This is a genomic window from Pseudonocardia xinjiangensis, from assembly GCF_050948425.1.
GTDB lineage: Bacteria > Actinomycetota > Actinomycetes > Mycobacteriales > Pseudonocardiaceae > Pseudonocardia > Pseudonocardia xinjiangensis.
In genome coordinates this window covers 7,306,961-7,330,458 of the sequence record NZ_CP192009.1, presented here as the reverse complement: position 1 = coordinate 7,330,458, position 23,498 = coordinate 7,306,961, and the positions used below count along the sequence as shown (strand labels likewise).

Genomic DNA, 23,498 nt, shown 5'->3' with positions numbered 1-23,498 from the left:
ATCGGTGCCCCCGCCGGGCGGCGAAAACGGTCAAATCGACAAACCGCGCGGGAGCGATGTCCCGGATGCGAAATCCGGTCAACCCGTGGATCAGGAGCGCGCGCGCCCGGGCGTGCTGTCGCGGATGATCACTTCCCCGCGTACCCGCCTGATCCGCGGCTGGTCGGCGGGAGGCTCGAGCACCAGTTCCAGTGCCCAGGCGCCCAGGTCCTCCAGCGGCAACCGGACGGTCGTCAGGGCCGGGGTGGCATCGCGCAGGGTGGTGATGTCGTCGAACCCGGCCACTGCCATCGTCGACGGCACCGCGATCCCGCGGTCGCGCAGCGCGGCCAGCGCGCCGAGCGCCATCACGTCGTTCACCGCGAACACGCAGTCGATGTCGGCGCCGCGGTCGAGGATCTCGATCATCGAGTCGTAGCCGCCGTCACGGGTGAACCCGCCGTACGCGACGTCGTCCTGGCTGATCTGCACTCCGGCGCGCGTGGCGCCCTCGCGGAACCCGGCGAACCGGTCGCGGGCGGTGAGCAGGTCGGCCCGGCCCGCCAGCACCGCGAACCGGCGGTAGCCGCGGCTGCACAGCGCCTCGGCCAGTGCCCTGGCGCCTGCCCGGTTCTCCAGGACGACGGTGTCGGCCGCGATCTTGCGCTGGCTGATGAAGGCGACGCGGCCGCCGGACTGCTCGAACGAGCGCACCTCGGCGCCGAGCCGGTCGGTGAGGTCACGGTCGTGCACCCGGCTGCCCACGACGATCACGGCGCGGGCCCGCTGGCTCCGGAGCGCTGCCACGTAGTCGAGCTCGCGCTCCTCCCGGCCGAACGTGCACGCCATCGTGACGACGAGACGGTGGTCCTCGGCGGCCCGGATGGCGCCGGAGGCGATGGAGGAGAAGTAGGGGTCGCCGACGTCGCCGATCACGAGCCCCACGAGGTTGGTGTGGCCCCTGGCCATCGCCTGGGCCTGCGCGTTGGCCGAGTACTGCAGGGCGTCGGCGGCCTCCAGCACCCGGTCGCGCAGGTCGGGCCGCACGCGCCGGGTGCTGCCGTTGAGGGCGCGCGAGGCGGTGGCCAGGGAGACCCCCGCCGCGCGTGCGACGTCGAGAAGGGTGACCGACGCGGTCGTGACGCGGTCGCTCATGGCCGGCCTCCTGTGCTGCGGGACCGGGCGCCGGACCGGCTGACCGGACGGGCCGCGCCGTCGACGGCCCAGCACCGTTGATGACACAGCGCCGTCGACTGCCACAGTGCGTCCGGCCCGCGGTCCAGACCCCGTATCGGTGGAGCCTACCGCCCGGCCCGAGCGAGGAAAGCGCATTCCCCCTCTTGGGTGGCGTGGCCCGGGCTCAGCCGGCTCCGCCGGCGGGTACCACCGACCCGATGCGCACCGGATCGTAGGGGGTGAGGAAACCGCACATGCCCAGAACGGCCGCGGGCGGCTCCTCGATCCGTGACACACCCGCGTCCAGCAGGTGCGAGTGGTCACCTGCGGCCAGCGCGGCCAGCTGCTCGCCGGTCCGGCTGCTCATCGCGGCCGCGCCCTCCTCCCACCGGGCCCGCCACGCCCCCAGTTGGGGACGCACCAGCCCCGTGGCGGCGGCGTAGAACGCGTCGAGCGCGGCACCGTTGCCCGCGGCCAGCTGCCGTGTGAGCTCGGCGAACCCCTCGATGGCCAGGTCGCGCCGGGCTCTCGCGCGCTCCTCGGACGGCACCCCGTCCGGACCCGCCAGTGAGGTCGCCCGCCGGTAGGTGTCGCGGTCGGCCAGATGGGCAGGCGGGAGGGTCAGCACCGCATCGCCCGCCTCCGGCAGGCCGCTGTTCTGCATGACCACCACCACGTGCAGGTCACCGTCGTTCACCGCGCGGTGGATCGTGCCCGGGGTGAACCAGACGACGTCCCCGGTGTGCAGCGGGGACTCCACGAGACCTGCCGCCGCGGTCAGCGTCTGGAGCCTGCCGGTGCCGCCGACCACGATGTAGCACTCGGAGCAGCACAGGTGCATGTGGGGCGACCCGCCGCACAGCCCGTCGGCCGTCTCCCACGGGTAGACGCGCAACGCGCTGATCCCCACCCCACCCGGGAACTGCGGCAGGGCAGCGCTCACAGCGAGTGCTCCGCGGCGAACCCCTCGCACTCCGCGCGCGTCCAGATCCGGTCGGCGACGGCCACCCGGTGCTGCAGCGAGAGCGAGTCGCCGTCGGCGAGCGTGATCTCCTTGTCGAACGCCGGCGACGGGTTCACCGCGGGGAACGGGTCGTTGCGCACGAACCAGGTGAGCGTCCCGTGGGTGGTCGACCCGGCGAGGACCAGCACGGTCGCGCCGCCGTCGACGTCGTCGTTCTTGCCCGTGTACGCGAGCCACGGTGACTCGGTGGAGCCCATCGTCTCCGGCCCGCCGCCACCTCCGGCGGTGATGATCTCGCCGCCGGTGAAGCCGCGGGGCCCGCGCCAGAAGAACCCCGTGTAGCCCGCGTTGGGACGCCCGTGCGTCGTGGGGCTGCCCAGCTCCAGTGCCTCGCCGCGGATGTTGCGCAGCTCCGTCCCGAAGTCGAGCAGCCACGTGCCGCGCCCGGCGTCGACGCCGTGGAAGCGCAGCGTCCGCGTCTCCGCCACCCAGCTCTCGCCGGTCGAGGCCACCCAGGTGAGCGACTCGCGGAGGGTGAGCTCGTCCCCGGTCAGGTCGATGATGTCGAAGGAGTCGTGGCGCATCGTGCCGACGTTGTCCAGCGCGACGTAGCCCTGCCCGTGTACGTAGGTGTTGCCGCCCCAGAAGTTCTGCCCGGACACGTGCGACCAGGTCATCTGCAGGCCCTTGTGCCAGCGGTGGTCGTGCGGGCGGTACGCCGCCACCAGGGCGCCGGACAGCGTCCGCATCGGGTACAGGTAGGGCTTGGGCGCCTCGAAGGTGGGCAGGTCGTGGCCGTAGACGTAGCTCGCGATCTCCACGTCGCCGACGCCGACACCGATCTTCAGACCGTGCTCGTGCGTGACCGTCAGCCCGGTCATCGGGCCACCTCCGCCGGGACGCCCGCCGTGTACCGGCCGCCGCCGTCCAGGTGTGCGTGGAAGGGGTTGCCCGGTTCCAGCTCGTCGCGGGTGACGGGGCGCCCGGTGATCGCCGACTGGTACAGGCCCGTGATCAGCTCCATGCTGCGGCGCCCGTCGGGACCGCTGGCCGGGGGCCGTCCGCCGCGGTCCATCGCGTCGAGGAACTCCGCCAGCTGAACGTTGTGCGAGCTGCGGATGTCGGTGGCCGGGAGCCAGCCCGCCGAGCGTTCCTCGGCGACGCCGCGCAGTGGCGTCCAGGTCCAGTTCGAGTTGTCGTAGCCGTACAGGTGCGAGACCTCGACCGTGGCCTCGGAGAAGTCGAAGCGCAGGTAGCTGACCTCGCGCGGGGACAGGACGCTGTTGACGACCGACACCAGCGCCCCGGACTCGAACGACACCGCCGCGAGCGAGACGTCCTCGGTGGCGATCCGCCGGTCCAGGGTGCCCATCATCGCGCGGACCTCGCGCCAGTCCCCGAGCAGCGAGAGCATCAGATCCATCTGGTGGATCCCGTGCCCCATCGTGGGGCCGCCGCCCTCGGTCTCCCACCTGCCCCGCCACGGCACCTCGTAGTAGGCGTCGTCGCGGTACCAGAGCGTGTGGCAGATGCCCACGAGCGGACGCCCGAGCGCCCCGGTGGCGATCTGCTCGCGCAGGGTGCGGGCGGCGGAGCCGAACCGGTGCTGGAACACGTACCCGACGTACGGGCCGCCCTCCCGCTCCTCGGCGGACAGCGCGTCGTACTCGGCGAGCGAGAGCACGGGCGGCTTCTCGCACCACACCCACGCGCCGGCTTGCAGGCAGGCCCGGACGCCGTCGTGGTGGGCCGCCGGCGGGGTGCAGATGATCGCCAGGTCGGGCCGTTCGGTGGCCAGCATCGTGTCGAGGTCGGTGTAGGTGTGCTCCACCCCCCACTCCGCGGCGAACGCGGCGGCGCGGTCGCCGTCCACGTCCACCACGGCCACGACGGCGGCGCGGCCGTCCTGGGCCTGGATGGCCGGCAGGTGGCGGCCACCCGCGATGGCACCCGTACCCACGATCGCGACCCGGTACTGCTTCTTGCCGTCTGGCATGTGCACGAGCTCCCTCGGGTTGTCGTCCGAACTCAGCGGTGACGCTGGCGAATGGCCTGGGAAGGGGTGACGAAGCGCAGGCTGACGGCCAGCCCGAGTACCGCGACGAGCATGTAGGTCACGGCCATCGCCGCCGTCAGCGGACCGGGCACGCCGCCCGGGTCGGAGATCGCACCGAAGAGTGCGACGACGAGCGTCTGGGTGTCGGCGGCCGAGACGAAGAACGTGAGCTCGAACGCGCCGAGCGTCCGGACGAGGACCAGGATCCCGGCCGCGAGCATCCCGGGCAGGAGCAGCGGGACCAGCACCCGGCTGAACAGCCGCAGGTTGTTGGCCCCGAAGACGCGCGCGGCGTTCTCCACCTCGGGGGAGATCTGCTCGACGAACGGAACCATGATCAGGACGACGAGCGGGAGAGTCGGCACCAGGTTCACGAGCACCACGGCCGTCATCGAGCCGCCGAGCCCGACGCGGTACATGAGCGCCGCGAGCTGCACCGCGTACGTCATCGGCGGCAGGATGATCGGCAGCAGCATGAGCAGCATGACCACCGACCGGCCGGGGAAGGCGCGGCGGGCGAGCAGGTAGCCGGCAGGCACGCCGGCCAGCAGCGCGATCACGACGACCGCGACCCCGGCCTGCGCGGTGTTGGCGAGAGCCTGCGACATGCCGGTGCTCGACCAGGCCCGGCCGTACCAGGTGGCGGTGAGCCCCGCCGGCCACCAGCCGCCCCGCCACGTGGTGGCGAACGACTGGACGACGACGGACGCCAGCACCCCGAGGATCACGGCCACGAAGCAGCCTGCGGCCACCCACGTGATCACGGCGGTGAGCGTGGGGCGCTCGCGCCGCGTGCGCGGGGGCGGTCCGGCCGCGATGTCGGCGGTGGTCATCCCTTGCCTCCCGTCGCCGGGCCGCGGTAGAGCCGGTTGCGCAGCAGCATCAGCACGCCGAGGATCACCAGCTCGAGCACGGTCATGACCACCGCGATGGCCGCGGCCGCCGGGTAGTCCGACCGCTGGGAGGCCGCCTGGTAGATCGGCAGCGTGAGCACGTGGGTGGCGTTGTCGGGCTGCCCGACGAGGATCGCCGACGGGAACACGGCGAACGCCTCCACCAGGCAGAGCGTGAACGCCGTGATCAGGCCGGGCACGGCCAGCGGCATGATGATCCGCCAGAACCGTGCGGCACGGCTCGCGCCGAGGGTGGCCGCGGCGTCCTCGATCGACCGGTCGATGCCGCCGAAGAAGCCCATCAGCATCACGAACGCGAACGGGATGCTCACCAGCGTCGTGGCGATGAAGGTGCCCGTGTAGTTGTAGATGAACTGCTGCTGGGGAACGCCGAGCGAGGTCAGCAGCAGGTTGGTCCAGCCCGTCGGCGAGAAGACCTGCGTCATGCCCTGGGCGATGAGCACGGAGCCGAACGTCAGCGGCAGGAGCACCACCAGCGTCACGATCCGGCGGCCGGGGAAGTCGCGGCGCATCCGGAAGGCCAGCGGCGCGGCGGCCGCCACGCTGAGGACCGCGACGGGCACGGCGAGCCGCAGCGTCTTCCAGATGGAGTCGCGCAGGTACGGGTCACCGAAGAAGTCGGTGTAGTTGGCCAGCGGGTCGCCGCCCTCGAGCGGCTGGAACGAGATCGACAGCCCGTAGAGGAACGGGTAGACGAACAGCGCGCCGATGATCAGCACCGCGGGCAGGATGAGCAGCAGGGTCCAGTCCACGCCGCGCTCCGCGAGGCGATGGCGCAGCGGCTGCGGCGGTCGCGCCGGTGCGGTGGTGGCCGGGGTGCCCGGCTCAGCCGTGAGCGTCATCGGGCACCTCCGCCCGGCCCTCGGCGGGGAACACCAGTACCCGCTCCTCGGGAGCGCCGAGCGTGACGCGCGCACCGGCCGCCACCGGCTTCTCGGTGCGGAAGTGCAGCACCACGCCGCGTTCCGTGCGGGCGCGGACGGCGAGCTCGCGCCCGTGGTACTCCACCACCTCGGCGAGCGCGGGGACGTCGTTCACCCCGGCCCGTCCCGGCACGATGTCCTCCGGCCGGATCGCGACCATCACCTCGGAACCGGCCCGGAGCCCGGCCGCGGGGTCGGCCGTGCCCTGCAGCCGCAGGTCGTCGGCGACCACGCAGACCCTGCGCGGGTCGCTCTCCACCTGCTCCACCCGAGCGCTGATCATGTTGCGGTAGCCCATGAAGCCGGCGACGTACGCGCTCGCCGGCTGGGTGTAGACCTGCTCGGGCGTGCCGCTCTGCTCCAGCCTGCCGCCGCGCAGCACCACGAGCCGGGTGGCGAGCGACAGCGCCTCCTCCTGGTCGTGGGTGACGTAGAGGACCGACAGCTCCCGTTCCTGGTAGAGCCGCTTGATCTCGGTGCGCATCTCGATGCGCAGCGCGGCGTCCAGGTTGGACAGCGGCTCGTCCATGAGCACGATCTCCGGGTCGATGGCCAGTGCCCTGGCGATCGCGACGCGCTGCTGCTGGCCGCCCGACAGCTGGGACGGGAGCTTGCCGGCGTGGTCGGCGAGCTGCACGAGGTCGAGTGCGGCCTGTGCCCGTCTGCGCCGTTCGGCGCGTGGGACCTTGCGCATCGAGAGCCCGAACTCGACGTTGCGCGCCACCGTGAGGTGCGGGAACAGCGCGTAGCTCTGGAAGACCATCCCGAAGCCGCGCTTGTCGGCCGGCAGGGAGTCGATCCGCTTGCCGTCCCGCCAGATCGAGCCGGTGGTCAGCGGCTGCAGGCCGGCGAGGCAGGCCAGCGCCGTCGACTTGCCGCAGCCGGACGGACCGAGCAGGGCGACGAACTCGCCGCGGGCCAGCTCGAGGTCGAGGTCGGTCAGCGCGGCCGTCTTCCCGTACCAGCGCGACACCTGGCGCATCTGCAGCGAGCCGAAGGTGCTGCCCTGCGTGCCGGCGCCGGTGGTCTGCTCAGCTACCGACATGGCTGCCGACCTCCCGCTGCCACAGGTCGAACGCCTTCACCATCGTCGGAGGTGGGAGCGGTGGATGGTTCTGCCCCGACGCCAGCGCCTGCGGGTAGAAGTCCGGCCTGCCGAACTGCTGCAGGAGTGCCTGGCCGTCCGCGGGGGCGTCCGACGGCTTCACGTTCTTGTTGGCCGTGACCAGCGACCCGGTGGCGTAGGTGAGGGCCTGCTGGTCGGGCTGCAGCGTGAACTTGATCAGCTCGAGCGCCACGTACAGCGTCTGCGGCGACACCCCCTTGGGGATCATCATGAAGTGGCCGTCGCCGATCCAGTGCTGGTCGGCGAACATCGCCACCTGGTCGGTGCCCGCCCACGTGCCGTCCCGGCGGCTGTTGATGTCCATCGACACGATGGTGGGGATCAGCTGCAGCTGCCCGGAGCCGAACTGCTGGTTCATGATCGTCGAGCTGGCGGGGTACGAGGTGACGTACTTGCCGAGCTCGCGCAGGTACGCCCAGGTCTTGCTCCACCCGTTCACGGGGTCGGAGGGATCACTGTCGCCCAGCATGTACGGCAGCGACATCATGAACGTGCGGCCGGGGCCCGAGTTGGCGGGCTGCGCGTAGGTGAACCGGCCGGGGTGCTCACGGGCCCAGGCCAGCAGCTCGTCGGGCGTCGTGGGCGGCGCGCTCATGGTGCCCGGATGGAAGGCGAGCAGCGGGCCGTTCGGGTTGTAGCGGTTCAGGATGCCGTAGCCGCCGCTGAGGTCCTGCAGCTCCTTGCTCGCCGCGTCCTGCACCTGGGACAGGTCGGGGAGGCTCGACGAGTACTGCGGCAGCAGCTGCATGATGAGGTTCTCGGTCTGGCCGGCGCCCAGCACGTCGGGGCCCCCGAGGACCACCGAGATGTCGACCTTGTCGGCCACCTGCTGCGCGCGCACCTTGCCGGCCACGTCGGGGGCGGGGGCCGTCTGGTAGCTGATTCCGGAGACGAGCTCGGGGTGTGCCTTGGCGAAGTTGTCGTAGATGACCTTGTTGCCGGTGAGGTTGCCCGCTCCGTCGAGCAGCGTGAGGGCGATCGGACTGGTGGGCCGCTCGGGAGTGACCACCTCGTCGGCGCCGGTCTGCTGCGCTCCGGGCGCGCCGCACCCGGCCAGCCCGAGCAGGACCGCGGCGGCAAGACCCAGGCCGAGTCGTCCGCGTCCCGTACCACGACTGATCACGTTGTACCTCCATGTACGGCGTGACGGGAAAGCGGTCCAGAATCCGGTATGCGCTTTCCGGACAGGCTTGGTAACCGCTTTCCAGCATGACCCTCCCCGCCGGACGGAGTCAAGACCGCCCACAACCGTGATCGCGTCCCCGCGGGCGGGTCCCGTCAGCCCCGGCGGTGGCCGCACCAGTTCGCGAGCCGCTCGGTCGGCCCGGCGTCCGCGCGGGGCGGCACCGGCGCCGCGAAGGGGATGTGGCCACCGCGGGGCTCGGCGGGGAGGACGCGCTCCGTCATCGCGAGCACGGCCCGCGCCACCTCGGGGTCGGCCTCCCCGGCCTGGTCCGTGGCCACGGCGAGGTCCCAGCCGTGGACGAGCGTCTCCCGCGTCCAGCCGACCAGCGCCCCGCGGCCGGGAACGGCGCCGAACGGAGCCGTGACGACCCGCTCGAGCAACCGGCCGCTGTCGGCCTCGTCGCCCCAGACGGCCCACATCGCGGCGATCGCGTCGCCGAACACCCTCGACCACTCGTCGTCGGGCGCGGCCGGGACGAAGCTCGGGGTCGATGCCCAGTCCATGCCCTTTCCGACCGCGGTGGCACGGACGACGGTGCCGACGAGGTGCGCGAGGAGCGTGCGGACGTCGAACTCCGGGCACGGGGTCGGCTCGCCGAGCTGGTCGGGGCGGATCCCGCGAACGATGTCCTGGGCCCAGGAGAGGGCGTGGGCGTAGAGGGGGCGAGGGTCGGTGAGCTCACTGGTCGTCATGGCGAGGAGTCTCGGCGCCATTCCCGACACCTTGTGTCGTGTATATCTGCGATTCTTCGTGGCGTGCGTGCCGACCGTCTGCTGTCCTTGCTCCTGCTGCTGCAGCACCGCGGACGGATGACGGCTCCGGCGCTGGCCCGGGAGCTGGAGGTGTCCACGCGCACGGTGCTGCGTGACGTCGACGCGCTCTCGGCCGCCGGCGTTCCGGTGTACGCCGAGCGCGGCCGCCACGGGGGGTTCGCGCTCCTCCCCGGCTACACCACCGACCTCACCGGACTGACCCACGACGAGGCGCTCGCGCTGCTGGTGGCCGGCTCGCAGACCGCGCCCCCGCCGTCCGGCGGAGCACCGGCGCTGGCGTCCGCCATGCGGAAGGTCGTGGCGGCGCTGCCCCAGCAGCGACGCGCCGCCGCCACCCGCGACGCCGGACGCATCCTGGTCCGGCGGGAGGGCATGGTCGGCCGGACGCACGGCCCGGCGGCGGAGGCTCCCGACGACGAGGAGCGGCTGGCCGTGGTCCGGGGCGCCGTGTTCGCCGGACGCAGGTTGCGCGTCCACTACGCCGCGTCCGGGGAGGAGGCCCGGTGGCGGACGGTCGATCCGGTGGGCCTCGTGAACGCCCGCGGCCGGTGGTACCTGCTCGCCACCCGTGACGGCGCGGACCGGACCTACCGGCTGTCCCGGATCCTCGCCGTCGAGGAGCTGGCCGAAGCCGCCGACCGGCCCGCCGGGGTGGACCTGCAGCGGGCCTGGGAGGAGCGCCGCGCGCGGTTCGCGGCCACCATGGCCGCCCTGACCGTGACGGTCCGGGTCCGCTCGCACGCGAGGGGCGCCCTCGTGCGCTCCGTGCGTCAGGTGATCGCCGAGCAGGTCGACGGCGACGGGTGGCTGCGTCTCGAGCTGGAGTTCACCGGGCTCGACCACGCGTTGGGCGCCGTCTGGGCCCTCGGTCCGGACGCCGAGGCGATCGAGCCCCCGCAGTTGCGTGCGGCCGTCGTCGAACGGGCGGCGGCCACCGCGGCCCGTTACGTCGCCGCTGCCACCCTGCCGCCCAGTGGTGCGCCCACCGGACCGGTTCCGTAGATCTACCGACTCCTACCCAGTGGTTCTTCGGAGGCCGCCGGACCGGCGCGGCCACTACCGTTCAGGACATGGGCGGGACCACCGCACCAGCGCCCCTCGGGGGGACTCGCCACGGAGGCGGCGCTGGGTGCCGGGGGGCTTGCAGGTGGTCCCGCCCAGATCATCGGCGACCGGCGGTTCCGTAGTTCTCCGGACGCACTGGCGATTCACGCGATCTAGGGTCCGGATCATGGAGATGACCACCGCACCGGCCCGCCGCGGCCGCGTCCTGTACGGGGTGGCGCTGGTCCTGACGATCCCGCTCTCCCTGGTGACGGCCCTGTTCGGCGTGGGGGCCGGCGGGATGTTCGCCCTGTGCTACGACTCCGGGGCGAGCTCGGCGGCGAACCGGTGCGCCGCGGTGGGGGAGTTCCTCGTGGTCGCCTGTCTCGCGACGCTGCTCGTGCCGGTGGTCTTCGGCATCTGGGGCAGGCGGGCCACCACCCTGGCCCAGGTCGCCGCCCGGCTGGGCATCTGCCTGCTCGGCTACGTGGTGCCGCTGCTCTTCTTCGCGGCGGTCACCCTGCTCTAGGGGGTGAGCGCGTCCGGAACGCCGCAGGGGCGGCACCCGGAACCGGGTGCCGCCCCTGCGGGACGAGCTGGGTACTGCGGGGTGGGACGGACTCAGAAGTCCATGCCGCCCATGCCGCCGGTCGGGTCGCCCCCGGCCGGGGCCGGGTTCTTCTCCGGCTTGTCGGCGATGACGGCCTCGGTGGTGAGGAACAGGGCCGCGATCGAGGCTGCGTTCTGCAGCGCCGAGCGGGTGACCTTGGCGGGGTCGATGATCCCGGCCTTGATCAGGTCCTTGTACTCACCGGTGGCCGCGTCGAGGCCCTCGCCGGCGTTGAGCCCGCGCACCTTCTCCGCGACGACGCCGCCCTCGAGGCCGGCGTTGATGGCGATCTGCTTGAGCGGAGCCTCCAGCGCGACCTTGACGATGTTGGCGCCAGTGGCCTCGTCACCGTCCAGGCCGAGACCCTCGAACAGGCCGGCACCGGCCTGGATCAGGGCGACGCCACCGCCGGCGACGATGCCCTCCTCGACGGCCGCCTTCGCGTTGCGAACGGCGTCCTCGATGCGGTGCTTGCGCTCCTTGAGCTCCACCTCGGTGGCCGCTCCGGCCTTGATGACCGCAACACCGCCGGCCAGCTTGGCCAGGCGCTCCTGCAGCTTCTCGCGGTCGTAGTCGGAGTCGGTGCGCTCGATCTCGGCGCGGATCTGGTTGACCCGGCCCGCGATCTGGTCGGCGTCGCCGGAACCGTCGACGATGGTGGTCTCGTCCTTGGTGACCACGACCTTGCGGGCGCGGCCCAGCAGCGACAGGTCGGCGTTCTCCAGCTTGAGGCCGACCTTCTCCGAGATGACCTCGCCACCGGTGAGGATGGCCATGTCGGCCAGCATCGCCTCGCGGCGGTCACCGAAGCCCGGCGCCTTGACGGCAACGGACTTGAAGGTGCCACGGATCTTGTTGACGACCAGGGTGGCCAGGGCCTCGCCCTCGACGTCCTCGGCGATGATCGCGAGCGGCTTGCCGCCCTGCATGACCTTCTCCAGCAGCGGGAGCAGGTCCTTGACGGTGGAGATCTTGGAGCTGACCAGGAGGATGTAGGGGTCCTCGAGCTCGGCCTCCATCCGCTCCGCGTCGGTGACGAAGTAGGGCGAGATGTAGCCCTTGTCGAAGCGCATGCCCTCGGTGAGCTCGAGCTCCAGACCGAAGGTCTGGCTCTCCTCGACCGTGATCACGCCTTCCTTGCCGACCTTGTCCATCGCCTCGGCGATCAGCTCGCCGATGGTGGAGTCGGCCGCGGAGATCGAGGCGGTGGCAGCGATCTGCTCCTTGGTCTCGACCTCCTTGGCGGTCTTGAGCAGCTGCTGGGAGACGGCCTCGACGGCCTTCTCGATGCCCCGCTTGAGCGCCATCGGGTTCGCGCCGGCGGCGACGTTGCGCAGGCCCTCGCGGACCAGCGCCTGCGCCAGCACGGTGGCGGTGGTGGTGCCGTCACCCGCGATGTCGTCGGTCTTCTTGGCAACTTCCTTGACGAGCTCGGCCCCGATCTTCTCCCAGGGGTCCTCGAGCTCGATCTCCTTGGCGATCGACACACCATCGTTCGTGATGGTGGGCGCGCCCCACTTCTTCTCCAGGACAACGTTGCGGCCACGCGGGCCGAGCGTCACCTTGACAGCGTCGGCGAGGGTGTTCATGCCGCGCTCGAGCCCGCGGCGCGCCTCCTCGTCGAAAGCGATCATCTTCGCCATGGGGGTGTTGTCCTCCGATTGGGATGACACGAAAGTCTCGCGTCGAGCCCGGCGCCCGCGACGGACGACCGACAACCCTGCGCCGGTCTCACCTGCTCGACATCTGGCACTCTACCGTGCCGAGTGCCAACCCGGTTTTAGCACTCGCGCCCGGCGAGTGCAAGGTCACCCGACGGTGGTGGGAGGCCCCGGAAACGAGCCGGGGGGACCGGTTCGACCGATCCCCCCTGGTGACTCGCCGCGCCGGCGGCTCCGTCAGATACGACGCACCGCGTCGGCCTGGCTGCGCCCGTCCCGACCTGCCGTCGTCTCGAACTCCACGCGGTCGCCCTCGTCCAGCGTTCTGAAACCGTCCGACTGGATCGCGCTGTAGTGGACGAAGACGTCCGGCCCACCGTCGGTGGCGATGAAGCCGAAGCCCTTCTCCGCGTTGAACCACTTGACCGTGCCCTGAGCCACGGCACCTCCATGTTCCTCGCTGATCTACGCCCGATCGACGCTACCCAAAAACCAGCGCCCGCGCCCTTATGAGATCGCTGAGTGAGGTCAGGCAGGATGCCTGTGTGGCGAGCTTCCCGAGGACCGTAGAAGAACACCGTGCCGTGGTCGCTGCGCTGCTGCCGCCGATGCCCGCCGAGGACGTCCCGGTGGGGCAGGCCAGGGGGCGCGTGCTCGCCGCCGACGTCGTGGCGGCGGTCTCGCTGCCGTCCTTCGACAACTCGGCGATGGACGGGTACGCCGTGCGCGCCGCCGACGTGGCGGGCCGGGAGGACTCGCGTCCCGTCGAACTGCCCGTCGGCGCCGACATCCCGGCGGGGCGTCTCGACGTGCCACCGCTCGAACCCGGCACCGCCCACCGGATCATGACGGGTGCCGCGCTGCCAGCAGGGGCCGACGCCGTGGTGCCCGTCGAGGACACCGACGGCGGCACCGCGACGGTCCGGCTCTCCGCTGCTCCCGCCCCGGGCGCGCACGTCCGCTACGCGGGCGAGGACGTGCTGGCCGGCGACGTCGTCCTCACCGCGGGCATGGTGCTCGGCCCGGCCCAGATCGGGGTGGCGGCAGCGGTCGGTGCGGTCACCGTGGCGGTGCGGCGCCTGCCCACCGTGCTGGTGCTGTCCACCGGATCGGAGCTCGTGGCGCCCGGGACCGCGCTGCAGCCGGGGCAGATCTACGAGTCGAACGGCCCGATGCTCGCGGCTGCGGTCGAGGACGCAGGCGGTCGTGCCGAGCTGCTCCGGTTCGTTCCGGACGACGTCGAGCAGTTCCTCGACCGGATCCGCCGTCGCCTCGACGCCGGGCACGTCGATCTCGTGCTGACCTCCGGCGGGGTGAGCGCGGGGGCGTACGAGGTGGTGCGCGACGCGTTCTCCGGGCGCGGTGTGGAGTTCGGCAAGGTCGCCATGCAGCCCGGCGGACCCCAGGGGGCAGGGCGTGTCGGCGACCTGGGCGGGGTCGGGGTGGTGACGCTGCCCGGTAACCCGGTGAGCTCACATGTCTCGTTCGAGGTGTTCGTCCGGTCCGCCCTGCGGGCCTCGTTCGGGCATCCGTACCCCGATCGGCCCGTCGTGACGGCTACGCTCAGTGAGCGTTGGACCTCGCCCGCGGGTCGTCGGCAGTTCCGCAGAGGCGTCCTCGACGCGGTGCACGGCACGGTTCGGGAGGTCGGAACGCCGGCGTCGCACCTCCTCGGTTCGTTGGCCAGGGCGGAGTGTCTGGTCGTCGTTCCGGAGGACGTGACGGAGCTCGACGCGGGCTCGCCGGTCGAGGTGTGGTTGCTCGAGCCCTGAGCAGCGACTAAAATGTGACTCAGGTCACAGGCTCTAGAGGCAACAATTCCCGCTCCCGGAGCGTCTTACTGATTGGGTGTTCGGCCGATCGGTGCACATCACAGCCTTTCAGGGCCTGTGATCTGGACGATCGATCGGGTACTCGGGGATACTTGTAGAGCGGCGTCGGGAGACCGAGGTCGTGTCGCAACGGACCTACCGCCCGTCGCTGGGGAGCGGACGAGCGGTTCCACGGCCGGGGTCGTCGTCTCGGGGGATGACGGCCCCGGCCCTTTGCGTTCACCCGGTCCTCGGCCCGGTGACGGCAGTGTGGCACACGGTGACGATCTGCTCTCGCGTACCGTAGCCGCCGCTGCGATCGTCCCGTGTCGCCACCCGGAGGAGCCGACCCGCCCCCATGCCCGACCCCATCGGAGCCGCCCCTCCCGGGGCCTCCCCTCCAGCACCGTCCCACGCCGGGCTGTCGCTGCCACACGTTGCCGGGCTCATCCGCGCCGCCCTCCCCCCGATGCACCCCGGGGGCCGCCCTCTGGTGGCGGCCGTGGCGGCGGCAGCAGCGGTGATCAGGACAGCCACCGGCCGCGGCACCCTGGCGGGCGCGCTCGCCACCGCGGCCACCGCCGCCTTCTTCCGCGACCCCCGCCGCGTCCGGCCACCGCTCGACAACGTGGTGCTCGCCGCCGCCGACGGCACGGTGGCCACCGTCTCCGACGTGCTGCCCCCGCCCGAGCTGGACCTCCCGCCCACACCGGTGTGCCGGGTGAGCGTGTTCCTGTCCGTGCTGGACGTGCACGTGCAGCGGATCCCCGTCGACGGGCGCGTGCTCGCCGTGGAGTACCGCCCCGGCCGGTTCCTGTCCGCCGACCTCGACAAGGCCAGCGAGGACAACGAGCGCAGCGCCCTGCTGCTGGAGACCGCCGGCGGCGTCCGGCTCGGGGTCGTCCAGATCGCCGGGCTGCTCGCGCGGCGCATCGTGTGCGATGTCGGCCCGGGCGACGAGGTCGCGGCCGGTGAGACCTACGGGCTCATCCGGTTCGGCTCCCGAGTCGACGTCTACCTGCCCCCCGGCTCGCGGGTCACCGTCTCCGTCGGGCAGCGCACCATCGGCGGCGAGACAGTGCTGGCCGAGCTGCCAGGGCACGGGGTGTCCTGATGCCCGCGCCGCCTTACTCCGCAGGTGTCCGGCTGCTGCCGAACGCCGTCACCGTCCTCGCGCTCTGCGCCGGGCTCTCCGCGGTCTACTTCGCGCTGAGCGGGCGCTTCGAGCTGTGCGTCGCCGCCGTGGGTGCCGCCGCGCTGTGCGACGCGCTCGACGGGCGGCTCGCCCGGCTGCTCGACGCGAGCACCAGGATCGGCGCAGAGCTCGACTCGCTGGCCGACCTGGTGTCGTTCGGCGTCGCGCCCGCGCTGGTCATCTACATCTGGGCGCTGGAGGGCAGCCGGTTCGGCTGGATCGTCGCGCTGGTCTTCGCGATCTGCATGGCCCTGCGGCTGGCCCGCTTCAACACCCTGATCGACGCCGAGGACGAGTACCCCTTCGCCAAGGAGTTCTTCGTCGGCGTCCCGGCCCCCGCCGCGGCGCTGTCGGCAGGCATCCCGCTCTACCTCACCCTGCACTTCGGGCCGGGCTGGTGGTCGGCCCCGCTGCTGGTGGGACTGTGGGCCCTGCTCGTGGCCGGGCTGATGGTGAGCCGACTACCCACGCTGTCGTTCAAGACCGTGCGGGTGCCGCCCAACTACATCGCCCCGCTGCTGGTGCTGGTCGGCATCGCCGCCGCGCTGCTGATCACTGCACCGTTCCTCGGGCTCGCCATCGTCGCCGTGGTCTACCTGCTGCTGATCCCCTACACCGGCTACCGGTACCGCTGGCTCGCCCGGCACCCGGAGGCCTGGGGCGTCCCGGTACGGGAGCGCCGCGCCGTCGCACGGGCCGCCCGCTCGGCCCGCCGCCTCGGCCTGCGCTCCCCGCTGCGCCGCCGCGTCGCCGGGCGGGCCAGCGCCATGGCCGCCGCCGTCCGCCGGTTCGGCGACGACCCCACCGGAGCCATCCAGCGCGGCCGCGCAGGCAACGGCCGCACCGGCAACGGCCGGGCCCCCGGCCCGGCCCCCCTACCCCCCCGCAGCAGGCTGCGGCTCGGCCTGCGCCGGGCCCGCCGCCGCTGACACCTGCCCGGGAGGCCCGTTTCTGCTGCCGCAGCCCGCCCAGCAGCGTCATGGACACATATCGCTGTTCTGAGCCCGTCCCGGACCGCGTCATGTGTCCATGACGCGGGGTCCGTCCATGATGCGGCGGGTGCCGGGGGCTGGGGGGAGGGCGTTAGCGTTCAGCCCGTGCCGGCCCCCTCGATCACCCTCGTCGCCCGCCTCGCCGCGTCCGCTGCCGACGCCAGGCGCGGTGTCGTGCGTTTGCACCCCGAGGTCATCGACGCGCTCGGGCTGCGTTCGTGGGATGCCGTCACCCTGACGGGAGCGCGCGTGACCACGGCTCTCGTCGCCCCGGCGGTCGGGCCGGCCGGGCAGGCGACGCTGGACGACGTCACCCTCTCCAACACGGGGCTGTCCGACGGGGCCGCGGTGGTGGTGGCGCCGGCACTCGTCGAACCCGCCCGTCGGGTCCTGCTCACCGGCTCCCGGCTCGCCCGTGCCGCGCTCACCCCGGAGACCGTGCGGCTCGCGCTGCTGGGCAAGGTCGTCACCGGTGGCGACGCGGTCTCCCTGCTGCCGCAGGACGTCGAGCCGGCACCGGGCCTGGACGTGCACACGGCGCGCACGCGCGTCGCCGGCGCTCTGGGCAGCGCGTGGACCACCGAACTGCTCACCGTGGCCACGGTCGAACCGGCGGGGGCGGTGGCCGTGCTGCCGAGCACCGTGGTGGGCTGGGAGGGCGGCCCGGTGACCGGCGTTCCGGTCGACGGGGCAGGGCCGTCCGCTGGTGCGAGCGGTGCCGGTCCGGCCCGGGTCGTGCCGGGCGCACCGGCGGCACCGGCCACGCCCGGTGCCCGGGCCGTCGTCGAGCAGGCCGTCGTCGAGCAGGTCGGCGAGCCGGCTGTCGCCGTCGAGGATCTGGTCGGCAACACGGACGCCGCGCGCAGGCTCGTCGAGTGGCTGGAGCTCACCCTCGACCGGCCGGAGCTGCTCACCCGCCTCGGCGGTTCCGCTCGGCTCGGAGTGCTCCTCGTCGGCCCCGAGGGCGTCGGGAAGCTGACGTTGGCGCGCAGCACCGCCGCCGCCGTCGGCGCGTCCTGCGTGGAGCTCGCGGCGCCGGGAGTGGCTGCGATCGAAGCGGGCGCCGCCTCGCAACGGGTGCACGAGGTGGTCGGTGCGGCGCGGGCGGCGGCCCGGGCGGGCACCCGGACGGTGCTGGTGGTCACCGACGTCGACGCCCTGCTCCCGGCCGCCTCGCCCCCGCCACTGGCCACCATCGTGCTGGACGCGCTGCGGGAGGCGGTGGGGACACCGGGGCTCGCCCTGGTCGCCACCACCGCGTCGCCCGAGTCGGTGGACCCGCGGCTGCGCGCCCCCGACCTCGTGGATCGTGAGCTCGGGCTGGCGCTGCCCGACCTGCGCACGCGCACCGAGCTGCTGCGCAGGCTGCTGGCCACGGTGCCGCTGGCCGACGACGTGGACCTCAAGGCGGTGGCCGAGCGGGCCCCCGGCTTCGTGGCCGCCGACCTCGTCGCGGCCCGGCGCGAGGCGGCGGTGCAGGCCGCGCTCCGGCACACCGGCGAGGGCGAGCCCCGGATCTGCCAGGAAGACCTGCTCGACGCCGTCGGCTCCGTGCGCCCGATCTCCATGTCGTCGTCGGACACCCTCCAGACCGGCGGGATCAGCCTCGACCAGGTGGGCGACATGGTCGAGGTCAAGCAGGCGCTCACCGAGGCGGTGCTCTGGCCGCTGCAGTACCCCGACTCGTTCGCCCGCCTCGGCGTCGCCGCCCCGAGAGGGGTGCTCGTCTACGGTCCGCCCGGCGGCGGCAAGACCTTCCTGCTGCGCGCGCTGGCCGGCACCGGCCAGCTCAACGTGTTCGCGGTCAAGGGTGCGGAGCTGCTCGACAAGTACGTCGGCGAGTCGGAGCGGGCGGTCCGCGAGCTGTTCCGCAAGGCGGCCGACGCCGCGCCGGCACTCGTGTTCCTCGACGAGGTCGACGCCCTCGCGCCGCGGCGCGGGCAGTCGTCCGACTCGGGGGTCGCCGATCGGGTCGTCGCCGCGCTGCTCACCGAGCTCGACGGGGCGGAGCCGCTCCGGGACGTGATCGTCGTCGGCGCCACCAACCGGCCCGAGCTGATCGACCCGGCCCTGCTGCGGCCGGGGCGGCTGGAGAGGCTCGTGTACGTGCCGCCGCCCGACGCGGCCGCCCGCGCCGAGATCCTGCGCGCGTCCGGGAGGAACATCCCGCTGGCCGACGACGTGGACCTCGACGCCCTCGGCGCGGACCTGGACGGTTACTCGGCCGCCGACTGTGCCGCGGTGCTGCGCGAGGCCGCTCTCGCCGCGATGCGGGAGTCGTTGGACGCCGCCGTGGTGACGGGCGCGCACATCGCCGCGGCCCGCGCTGCCGTGCCGCCGTCGCTGGACCCGGTGCAGGTGGCTGCGCTGGCGGCCTACGCCGAGCGCCGGGTGTCCTGACCGCCCTGGGGCCAGGCCAGGACAGCCGGCGTCACCTGCCGCGGTAGTCGTTGGTGGCGATGACGATCAGTCCGGGGCTGGCCTCGTCCAGACCCTGGAACCGCGGCTCGACCCGCAGCCCGAACTGGGTGCCGAGTGCCTGCGCCGCCTGCTGCTCGGCCGTGCCGGGGCGGTAGTAGACGGTGCTCGTCGGGATGATCCCGGACGGATAGTTGCCGACCTCCTCGACCTGCCACCCGGCGTTGCGGAAGTCGGCGGCGGCACGGGCGGCGAGACCGGTGATGGTGCTGTTGTTGTAGACCCGCAGCGGGGCGCGCACGGTGCCGGAGCCGGCTGCGCCCCCCGACCGCGAGACGTCGTCCTTGGTGGTCGAGGCACCCGGGCCGCCGGCACCGCTCGAGCCGGGCGGGGCGGGGGAGGCGATGGCGGGGGGCGGCGCCGCGACCCCGTTGGTGGGGGTGGGGCTGAACGACGGCAGCGGCACGGCGCTGTCGCCGGTGGGGGCGGTACCGCTGGTGGGCGGGACGGCCGCGCTCGCGCTGGGAGCGGGGGTGTCGGTGACCTGGGTGGACGGGGGTGGCGCAGCCGCCTGCGAGCCGTTGTCGCCGCCACCGCCGGTGGCGAGCGCGGTGAGACCGACGACGCCGGCGATGATCCCGATACCGATCAGTGCGAGACCGCCGATTCGCAGCGGAGACGGCCCCCCGGACGAAGCGGGTGCGGTCACGAATGCCTCCGGTGGGGGGTTAGTTCCGTTCAGCGGCCGGGGCGATCATGGTGCCGCTACCACGGCTCGATGCCCAGGCGACGCGCCGCACGAGTGCGCTGCCGGCTGCTGCGCAGCCGTCGGAGCCTGCGTACGAGCAGTGGGTCGGCGGCGAGCGCCTCCGGCTTGTCGATCAGTGCGTTGAGGACCTGGTAGTAGCGGGTGGCCGACATGTCGAACAGCTCGCGGATCGCCTGTTCCTTCGCGCCGGCGTACTTCCACCACTGACCCTCGAATGCGAGGATCTCGCGTTCCCTGCGGTCCAGCTCGCGGTTGGCGCTCCCGGCGGGAGACCCCCCGCTGGGGCCGGTGGCGGACTCCATCACGCTCCTTGCAGGCCTGGCCGTCGGCGAATGACATGCCTGTCATTCGCGGCGGCCATTCAACCACGATGGACCGACGGAAAGCGGTCAGGCACGCAGCACCCGGAGGAGTGGATCGACGGTCGGTACCCCAGCGGCGACTACTGTCATCACCGTGGCCGTCCGTCCCATCCGCATCGTCGGTGACCCTGTCCTGCACACGCCCACCCGGCCCGTCGAGGTCTTCGACGACGAGCTGAAGGCGCTGGTCGAGGACATGTTCGACACCATGGCTGCTGCTGACGGCGTCGGCCTCGCAGCGAACCAGATCGGGGTCGACCTGCGCCTGTTCGTCTACGACTGTCCCGACGAGGAACTGCGGGAGAGGGTGCGGGGCGTCGTCGTCAACCCCGTGCTGGAGACCTCGGAACGTCCCGAGACGATGCCCGACCCCGAGGACGACGAGGAGGGCTGCCTCTCGGTGCCGGGCGAGCACTTCCCGACGGGTCGTGCGGAGTGGGCCCGTGTCACGGGCTCGGACATCGACGGGACGCCGGTGGCGGTGGAGGGCCGCGGGTTCCTGGCCCGGTGCCTGCAGCACGAGACCGACCACCTCGACGGCGTGATCTACCTCGACCGGCTCGTCGGGCGCAACCAGCGGGCCGCCCGCCGGATGCTCAAGCAGCTCGAGTGGGGGGTGCCGGGGCTGTCGTGGGATCCGGCCACCCAGCAGGCAGAGGACGTCTAGCAGCGCCAGGAACACGAGCGGAGAGCCTGGCGTTCCGACTTCTGCAACACTGTAAGCAGAAGGAGGTCGCCATGGACGAACTCGACTCCTACTCCCGCACCGTCAGTGCGGTGGCGGCCGAGCTGACCGGCCGGGTGGCGGCGATCCGCACCGGGCGGGGCAGCGGCTCTGCCGTGGTCGTCGACGCCGACGGCGTACTGGTCACCAACGCCCACGTGGTCGGCGAGGCCACCCGGGGCCGCGCCGACTTCGTCGACGGCACCCAGGCCGACATCGTCGTGGTGGGCACCGACCCTCTCTCCGATCTCGCGGTGCTCCGGGCCGCACGGCCGGGCGACCTGCCGCCGCCCGCGCGGCTCGGCGACGCCGACGAGCTCGTCGTCGGCCAGCTCGTGGTGGCCGTCGGCAACCCGCTGGGCCTCGCCGGCTCGGTGACGGCAGGCGTCGTGAGCGCGCTCGGCCGGGCCCTGCCCACCCGCAGCGGGAGCGCGGGCCGCGTCGTGGAGGACGTCATCCAGACCGACGCGGCGCTCAACCCCGGCAACTCGGGGGGAGCGCTCGCCGACAGCCGCGGGCGCGTGGTCGGGATCAACACCGCCGTCGCCGGGGTCGGGCTCGGGCTGGCGGTGCCGGTCAACGCGACGACGCGGCGGATCGTGGCCGCCCTGCTCGCCGACGGGCGGGTGCGGCGCGCCTACCTCGGGGTCGTCGGCGCCCCCGCGCCCGTGCCGGCGACGGTCGCCGAGCGCTACGGCCGAGGCAGCGGGCTGCGCCTCGCCGAGGTGATCGGCGGCAGCCCGGCTGCCCAGGCCGGCCTGCGGGCCGGCGACCTCGTGCTCGACGTCGGCCGGCGCCCGGTGCAGGACGCGCAGGGCGTGCAGCGCCAGCTCTTCGGCGACGCGATCGGGGTGCCGCTGCCGGTCACCGTGCTGCGCAACGGAGCGATGGTCGACGTGGTCGCGGTGCCCACCGAGCTGCGCTGACACCACCAGCTGTGCCGACACCACCCTGGGTCAGCGCACGTAGCCGTGCTCCCACGCCCACGCGGCGATCTCCACCCGGTTCCGGGCCGACAGCTTGGCCTGCACGTTGGTGAGGTGCGTCTTCACCGTCGACAGGGAGACGAACAGCTCGGCCGCGATCTCCGCGTTCGTGCGGCCCCGGGCGACGGCCCGCACGACGTCCAGCTCCCGTGGGGAGAGCGGGTCGGGCAGCGGGGACCCCGCGGCCGGCCGGGTGGCCAGGTGCTTCAGCAGCCGCACGGTGACCGACGGCGAGACGAGCGCGTCACCCGCCGCCGCGGCCCGCACCGCCTCGACGAGCAGCCGTGGCCCGGCGTCCTTGAGCAGGAACCCGCACGCCCCCACCCGCAGTGCGCCGTACACGTACTCGTCGAGGTCGAACGTCGTGACGACGACGATCCGCGGCGGCTCCCGGTCGGCCATCAGCAGGCGCGTGGCCTCCAGCCCGTCCAGCTCGGGCATGCGGATGTCCATGAGCACGACGTCCGGCCGCAGCTCGCGGGCGCGGGCGATGGCGTCGACCCCGGTGCCGGCCTCGCCGACCACCTCGATGCCGTCCTCGGCCGACAGGATCAGCCGGAAACCGGTGCGCACCATCTCCTGGTCGTCGGCGAGCAGGACCCGGATCACCGTGCGCCCCGCAGCGGCAGGCGCACCGACACCGTCCACTCCCCGGGGCCCGTCGGCCCGGCGGTGAGCGTGCCGTCCAGCGCGCCCACCCGCTCGGCCATCCCGGCGAGCCCGAAGCCGCTCGACCCCGCGCGTGGCCCGGCGCCCCCCGCTGACACCCCGTCATTGCGGACCGACACCACCAGTGCCTCCTCGCGCATCCGGACGTCCACCTCCACGGCTGTGGCGTCCGGAGCATGCCTGCGGACGTTGGTCAGAGCTTCCTGTACGACCCGGTACCCGGTTGCGGCGATCCCCGCGGGCAGCACGGCGTGCTCCAGCCCGGGCGCGGTCGCGAGCCGCACGAGCCGGGCGTCGGGGTCGAACCGGCGGACGAGCGTGTGGACCTCGCGCAGCTCCGCGCCCGGGGTGCGCGTGGCCTCCGTCCCGTCCTGGCCGCGCAGCACCCCGACCATCCGGCGCATCGCGGCCAGCGCGTCCGTTCCTGCCGTCTCGATCGCGGCGAGCGCCCTGTCGACGTCGTCGGGGGAGGTGCGGGCCACCACCGCCGCGGCCTGAGCAGCCACGACGATCCCGGTGACGTGGTGGGCGACCACGTCGTGCAGCTCGCGGGCGAGCTCCATCCGCTCCGCCGCCCGGACGTCCGCGAGTGCCGCGCGCCTGCGCGTCTCGACCTCGCGCAGGACGAGCCCGACGGCGACGGCGCCGCCCCAGCCGAGCGCGCACGGCAGGGCGAGCCCGCGGGCGTCGTCCTGGGCGAATCGGATGACCGGCGACCCGACGATCGCCACCGCGGCGGCCGCGGTGAGCAGCAGCGCGGGGCGCAGCCGGCAGCGGCGCAGCACGGTGACGACGGCCACGGCGAGCGCGAGCAGCTCCGCGAAGGAGAGGAAGTAGGGGCCGTTCGGGCGGCCCAGCAACCCGACCGCCGGGGTCAGGGTGAGGACCGAGATCGTCAGCGAGGAGCCCACCGCGAACACGGCGACGAGGACCGCGTCCGCGCCCGGCCGCCTGCGCAGCAGGACGATCCCGGCGACGGCGATCCCGGCGACGACGGGGAGGTAGTTGCCGGTGTTGTGGGAGATGACGGCGTCGGCCAGGAGCCACACCGCGTAGGCGGCCAGCTCGACCACGAGGTCGACATGCCGCCGGACCCAGCGGAGCGGGCGGATCATGCAACGAGCCTATTGCGCCTCCGCTCGTGCCCCCTCGGCCGGAAG

Annotated in this window: 23 protein-coding genes; 8 read left to right on the top strand and 15 right to left on the bottom strand. The window is 73.1% G+C overall.

Translation table 11 applies throughout. The annotated features are described in order from the left end of the window. Positions 1-90: 90 nt before the first annotated feature. The 9 genes from ACQPZA_RS34615 to ACQPZA_RS34575 form a co-directional block, all read right to left on the bottom strand. Positions 91-1,134 (bottom strand): LacI family DNA-binding transcriptional regulator, encoded by a 1,044-nt coding sequence (locus ACQPZA_RS34615; RefSeq protein ID WP_169397046.1) that lies wholly within the window; start codon positions 1,132-1,134, stop codon positions 91-93. A gap of 205 nt (positions 1,135-1,339) precedes the next feature. Further along, positions 1,340-2,098, bottom strand: coding sequence for a cupin domain-containing protein (locus ACQPZA_RS34610; protein ID WP_433276468.1), 759 nt, complete (start codon positions 2,096-2,098; stop codon positions 1,340-1,342). Continuing rightward, entirely contained in the window at positions 2,095-3,000 is a 906-nt protein-coding gene (locus tag ACQPZA_RS34605; RefSeq protein ID WP_433276466.1) for a PmoA family protein, read from the bottom strand. Before ACQPZA_RS34605 ends, ACQPZA_RS34610 begins: the two co-directional genes overlap by 4 nt. Next, positions 2,997-4,115 (bottom strand): Gfo/Idh/MocA family protein, encoded by a 1,119-nt coding sequence (locus ACQPZA_RS34600; protein ID WP_433276464.1) that lies wholly within the window; start codon positions 4,113-4,115, stop codon positions 2,997-2,999. Before ACQPZA_RS34600 ends, ACQPZA_RS34605 begins: the two co-directional genes overlap by 4 nt. A gap of 32 nt (positions 4,116-4,147) precedes the next feature. Further along, positions 4,148-5,008: an ABC transporter permease gene (locus ACQPZA_RS34595; protein ID WP_169397049.1), complete on the bottom strand. Its 861-nt coding sequence runs from the start codon at positions 5,006-5,008 to the stop codon at positions 4,148-4,150. Beyond that, positions 5,005-5,931, bottom strand: coding sequence for an ABC transporter permease (locus ACQPZA_RS34590; protein ID WP_433276462.1), 927 nt, complete (start codon positions 5,929-5,931; stop codon positions 5,005-5,007). The genes ACQPZA_RS34595 and ACQPZA_RS34590 overlap by 4 nt, the downstream gene beginning before the upstream one ends. Then, positions 5,915-7,057 (bottom strand): ABC transporter ATP-binding protein, encoded by a 1,143-nt coding sequence (locus ACQPZA_RS34585; RefSeq protein WP_433276460.1) that lies wholly within the window; start codon positions 7,055-7,057, stop codon positions 5,915-5,917. The genes ACQPZA_RS34590 and ACQPZA_RS34585 overlap by 17 nt, the downstream gene beginning before the upstream one ends. Continuing rightward, entirely contained in the window at positions 7,044-8,261 is a 1,218-nt protein-coding gene (locus tag ACQPZA_RS34580; protein ID WP_433276458.1) for an extracellular solute-binding protein, read from the bottom strand. The genes ACQPZA_RS34585 and ACQPZA_RS34580 overlap by 14 nt, the downstream gene beginning before the upstream one ends. A 155-nt stretch (positions 8,262-8,416) precedes the next feature. Beyond that, positions 8,417-9,016 carry a TIGR03086 family metal-binding protein gene (locus tag ACQPZA_RS34575; RefSeq protein WP_433276457.1) on the bottom strand — a complete coding sequence of 200 codons (600 nt, stop codon included), beginning with the start codon at positions 9,014-9,016 and terminating at the stop codon, positions 8,417-8,419. Positions 9,017-9,079: 63 nt separating this feature from the next. On the opposite strand from ACQPZA_RS34575, the gene ACQPZA_RS34570 reads away from it, so the two are divergent. Beyond that, complete coding sequence (locus tag ACQPZA_RS34570) at positions 9,080-10,099, top strand: helix-turn-helix transcriptional regulator (RefSeq protein ID WP_433276455.1); 1,020 nt, start codon at positions 9,080-9,082, stop codon at positions 10,097-10,099. Positions 10,100-10,328: 229 nt separating this feature from the next. Next, complete coding sequence (locus tag ACQPZA_RS34565; RefSeq protein WP_433276453.1) at positions 10,329-10,670, top strand: hypothetical protein; 342 nt, start codon at positions 10,329-10,331, stop codon at positions 10,668-10,670. 92 nt (positions 10,671-10,762) lie between these two features. On the opposite strand, the gene groL is transcribed toward ACQPZA_RS34565, so the two are convergent. After that, positions 10,763-12,394: a chaperonin GroEL gene (groL, locus tag ACQPZA_RS34560; RefSeq protein WP_169397055.1), complete on the bottom strand. Its 1,632-nt coding sequence runs from the start codon at positions 12,392-12,394 to the stop codon at positions 10,763-10,765. A gap of 255 nt (positions 12,395-12,649) precedes the next feature. Beyond that, entirely contained in the window at positions 12,650-12,853 is a 204-nt protein-coding gene (locus ACQPZA_RS34555; RefSeq protein ID WP_075944303.1) for a cold-shock protein, read from the bottom strand. A gap of 68 nt (positions 12,854-12,921) precedes the next feature. Here ACQPZA_RS34555 and moeA point away from each other — a divergent pair, with 68 nt between their 5' ends. From moeA to ACQPZA_RS34535, 4 genes are all read left to right on the top strand, one after another. Further along, positions 12,922-14,184: a molybdopterin molybdotransferase MoeA gene (moeA, locus tag ACQPZA_RS34550; RefSeq protein ID WP_433276450.1), complete on the top strand. Its 1,263-nt coding sequence runs from the start codon at positions 12,922-12,924 to the stop codon at positions 14,182-14,184. A 397-nt stretch (positions 14,185-14,581) separates the two neighbouring features. Next, positions 14,582-15,337 carry a phosphatidylserine decarboxylase gene (locus tag ACQPZA_RS34545; RefSeq protein WP_344016299.1) on the top strand — a complete coding sequence of 252 codons (756 nt, stop codon included), beginning with the start codon at positions 14,582-14,584 and terminating at the stop codon, positions 15,335-15,337. Beyond that, entirely contained in the window at positions 15,337-16,347 is a 1,011-nt protein-coding gene (gene pssA, locus ACQPZA_RS34540) for a CDP-diacylglycerol--serine O-phosphatidyltransferase (RefSeq protein ID WP_433276448.1), read from the top strand. The genes ACQPZA_RS34545 and pssA overlap by 1 nt, the downstream gene beginning before the upstream one ends. A 168-nt stretch (positions 16,348-16,515) precedes the next feature. After that, positions 16,516-18,810: an AAA family ATPase gene (locus ACQPZA_RS34535; protein ID WP_433276446.1), complete on the top strand. Its 2,295-nt coding sequence runs from the start codon at positions 16,516-16,518 to the stop codon at positions 18,808-18,810. Positions 18,811-18,841: 31 nt separating this feature from the next. On the opposite strand, the gene ACQPZA_RS34530 is transcribed toward ACQPZA_RS34535, so the two are convergent. Together ACQPZA_RS34530 and ACQPZA_RS34525 are read right to left on the bottom strand one after the other, a co-directional pair. After that, positions 18,842-19,537 carry a LytR C-terminal domain-containing protein gene (locus ACQPZA_RS34530; RefSeq protein WP_344016303.1) on the bottom strand — a complete coding sequence of 232 codons (696 nt, stop codon included), beginning with the start codon at positions 19,535-19,537 and terminating at the stop codon, positions 18,842-18,844. A 56-nt stretch (positions 19,538-19,593) separates the two neighbouring features. After that, positions 19,594-19,899, bottom strand: a complete 306-nt coding sequence (locus tag ACQPZA_RS34525) for a DUF3263 domain-containing protein (RefSeq protein WP_169395443.1) — start codon at positions 19,897-19,899, stop codon at positions 19,594-19,596. 154 nt (positions 19,900-20,053) lie between these two features. Between ACQPZA_RS34525 and ACQPZA_RS34520 the strand changes: the two genes are divergently transcribed. Together ACQPZA_RS34520 and ACQPZA_RS34515 are read left to right on the top strand one after the other, a co-directional pair. Then, positions 20,054-20,626: a peptide deformylase gene (locus ACQPZA_RS34520; protein WP_169395444.1), complete on the top strand. Its 573-nt coding sequence runs from the start codon at positions 20,054-20,056 to the stop codon at positions 20,624-20,626. 71 nt (positions 20,627-20,697) lie between these two features. Beyond that, complete coding sequence (locus tag ACQPZA_RS34515; RefSeq protein WP_433276443.1) at positions 20,698-21,609, top strand: S1C family serine protease; 912 nt, start codon at positions 20,698-20,700, stop codon at positions 21,607-21,609. Positions 21,610-21,639: 30 nt separating this feature from the next. On the opposite strand, the gene ACQPZA_RS34510 is transcribed toward ACQPZA_RS34515, so the two are convergent. Beyond that, positions 21,640-22,278 (bottom strand): response regulator, encoded by a 639-nt coding sequence (locus tag ACQPZA_RS34510; RefSeq protein ID WP_433276441.1) that lies wholly within the window; start codon positions 22,276-22,278, stop codon positions 21,640-21,642. Further along, positions 22,275-23,453, bottom strand: a complete 1,179-nt coding sequence (locus ACQPZA_RS34505) for a sensor histidine kinase (RefSeq protein WP_433276439.1) — start codon at positions 23,451-23,453, stop codon at positions 22,275-22,277. Before ACQPZA_RS34505 ends, ACQPZA_RS34510 begins: the two co-directional genes overlap by 4 nt. Positions 23,454-23,498 lie beyond the last annotated feature (45 nt).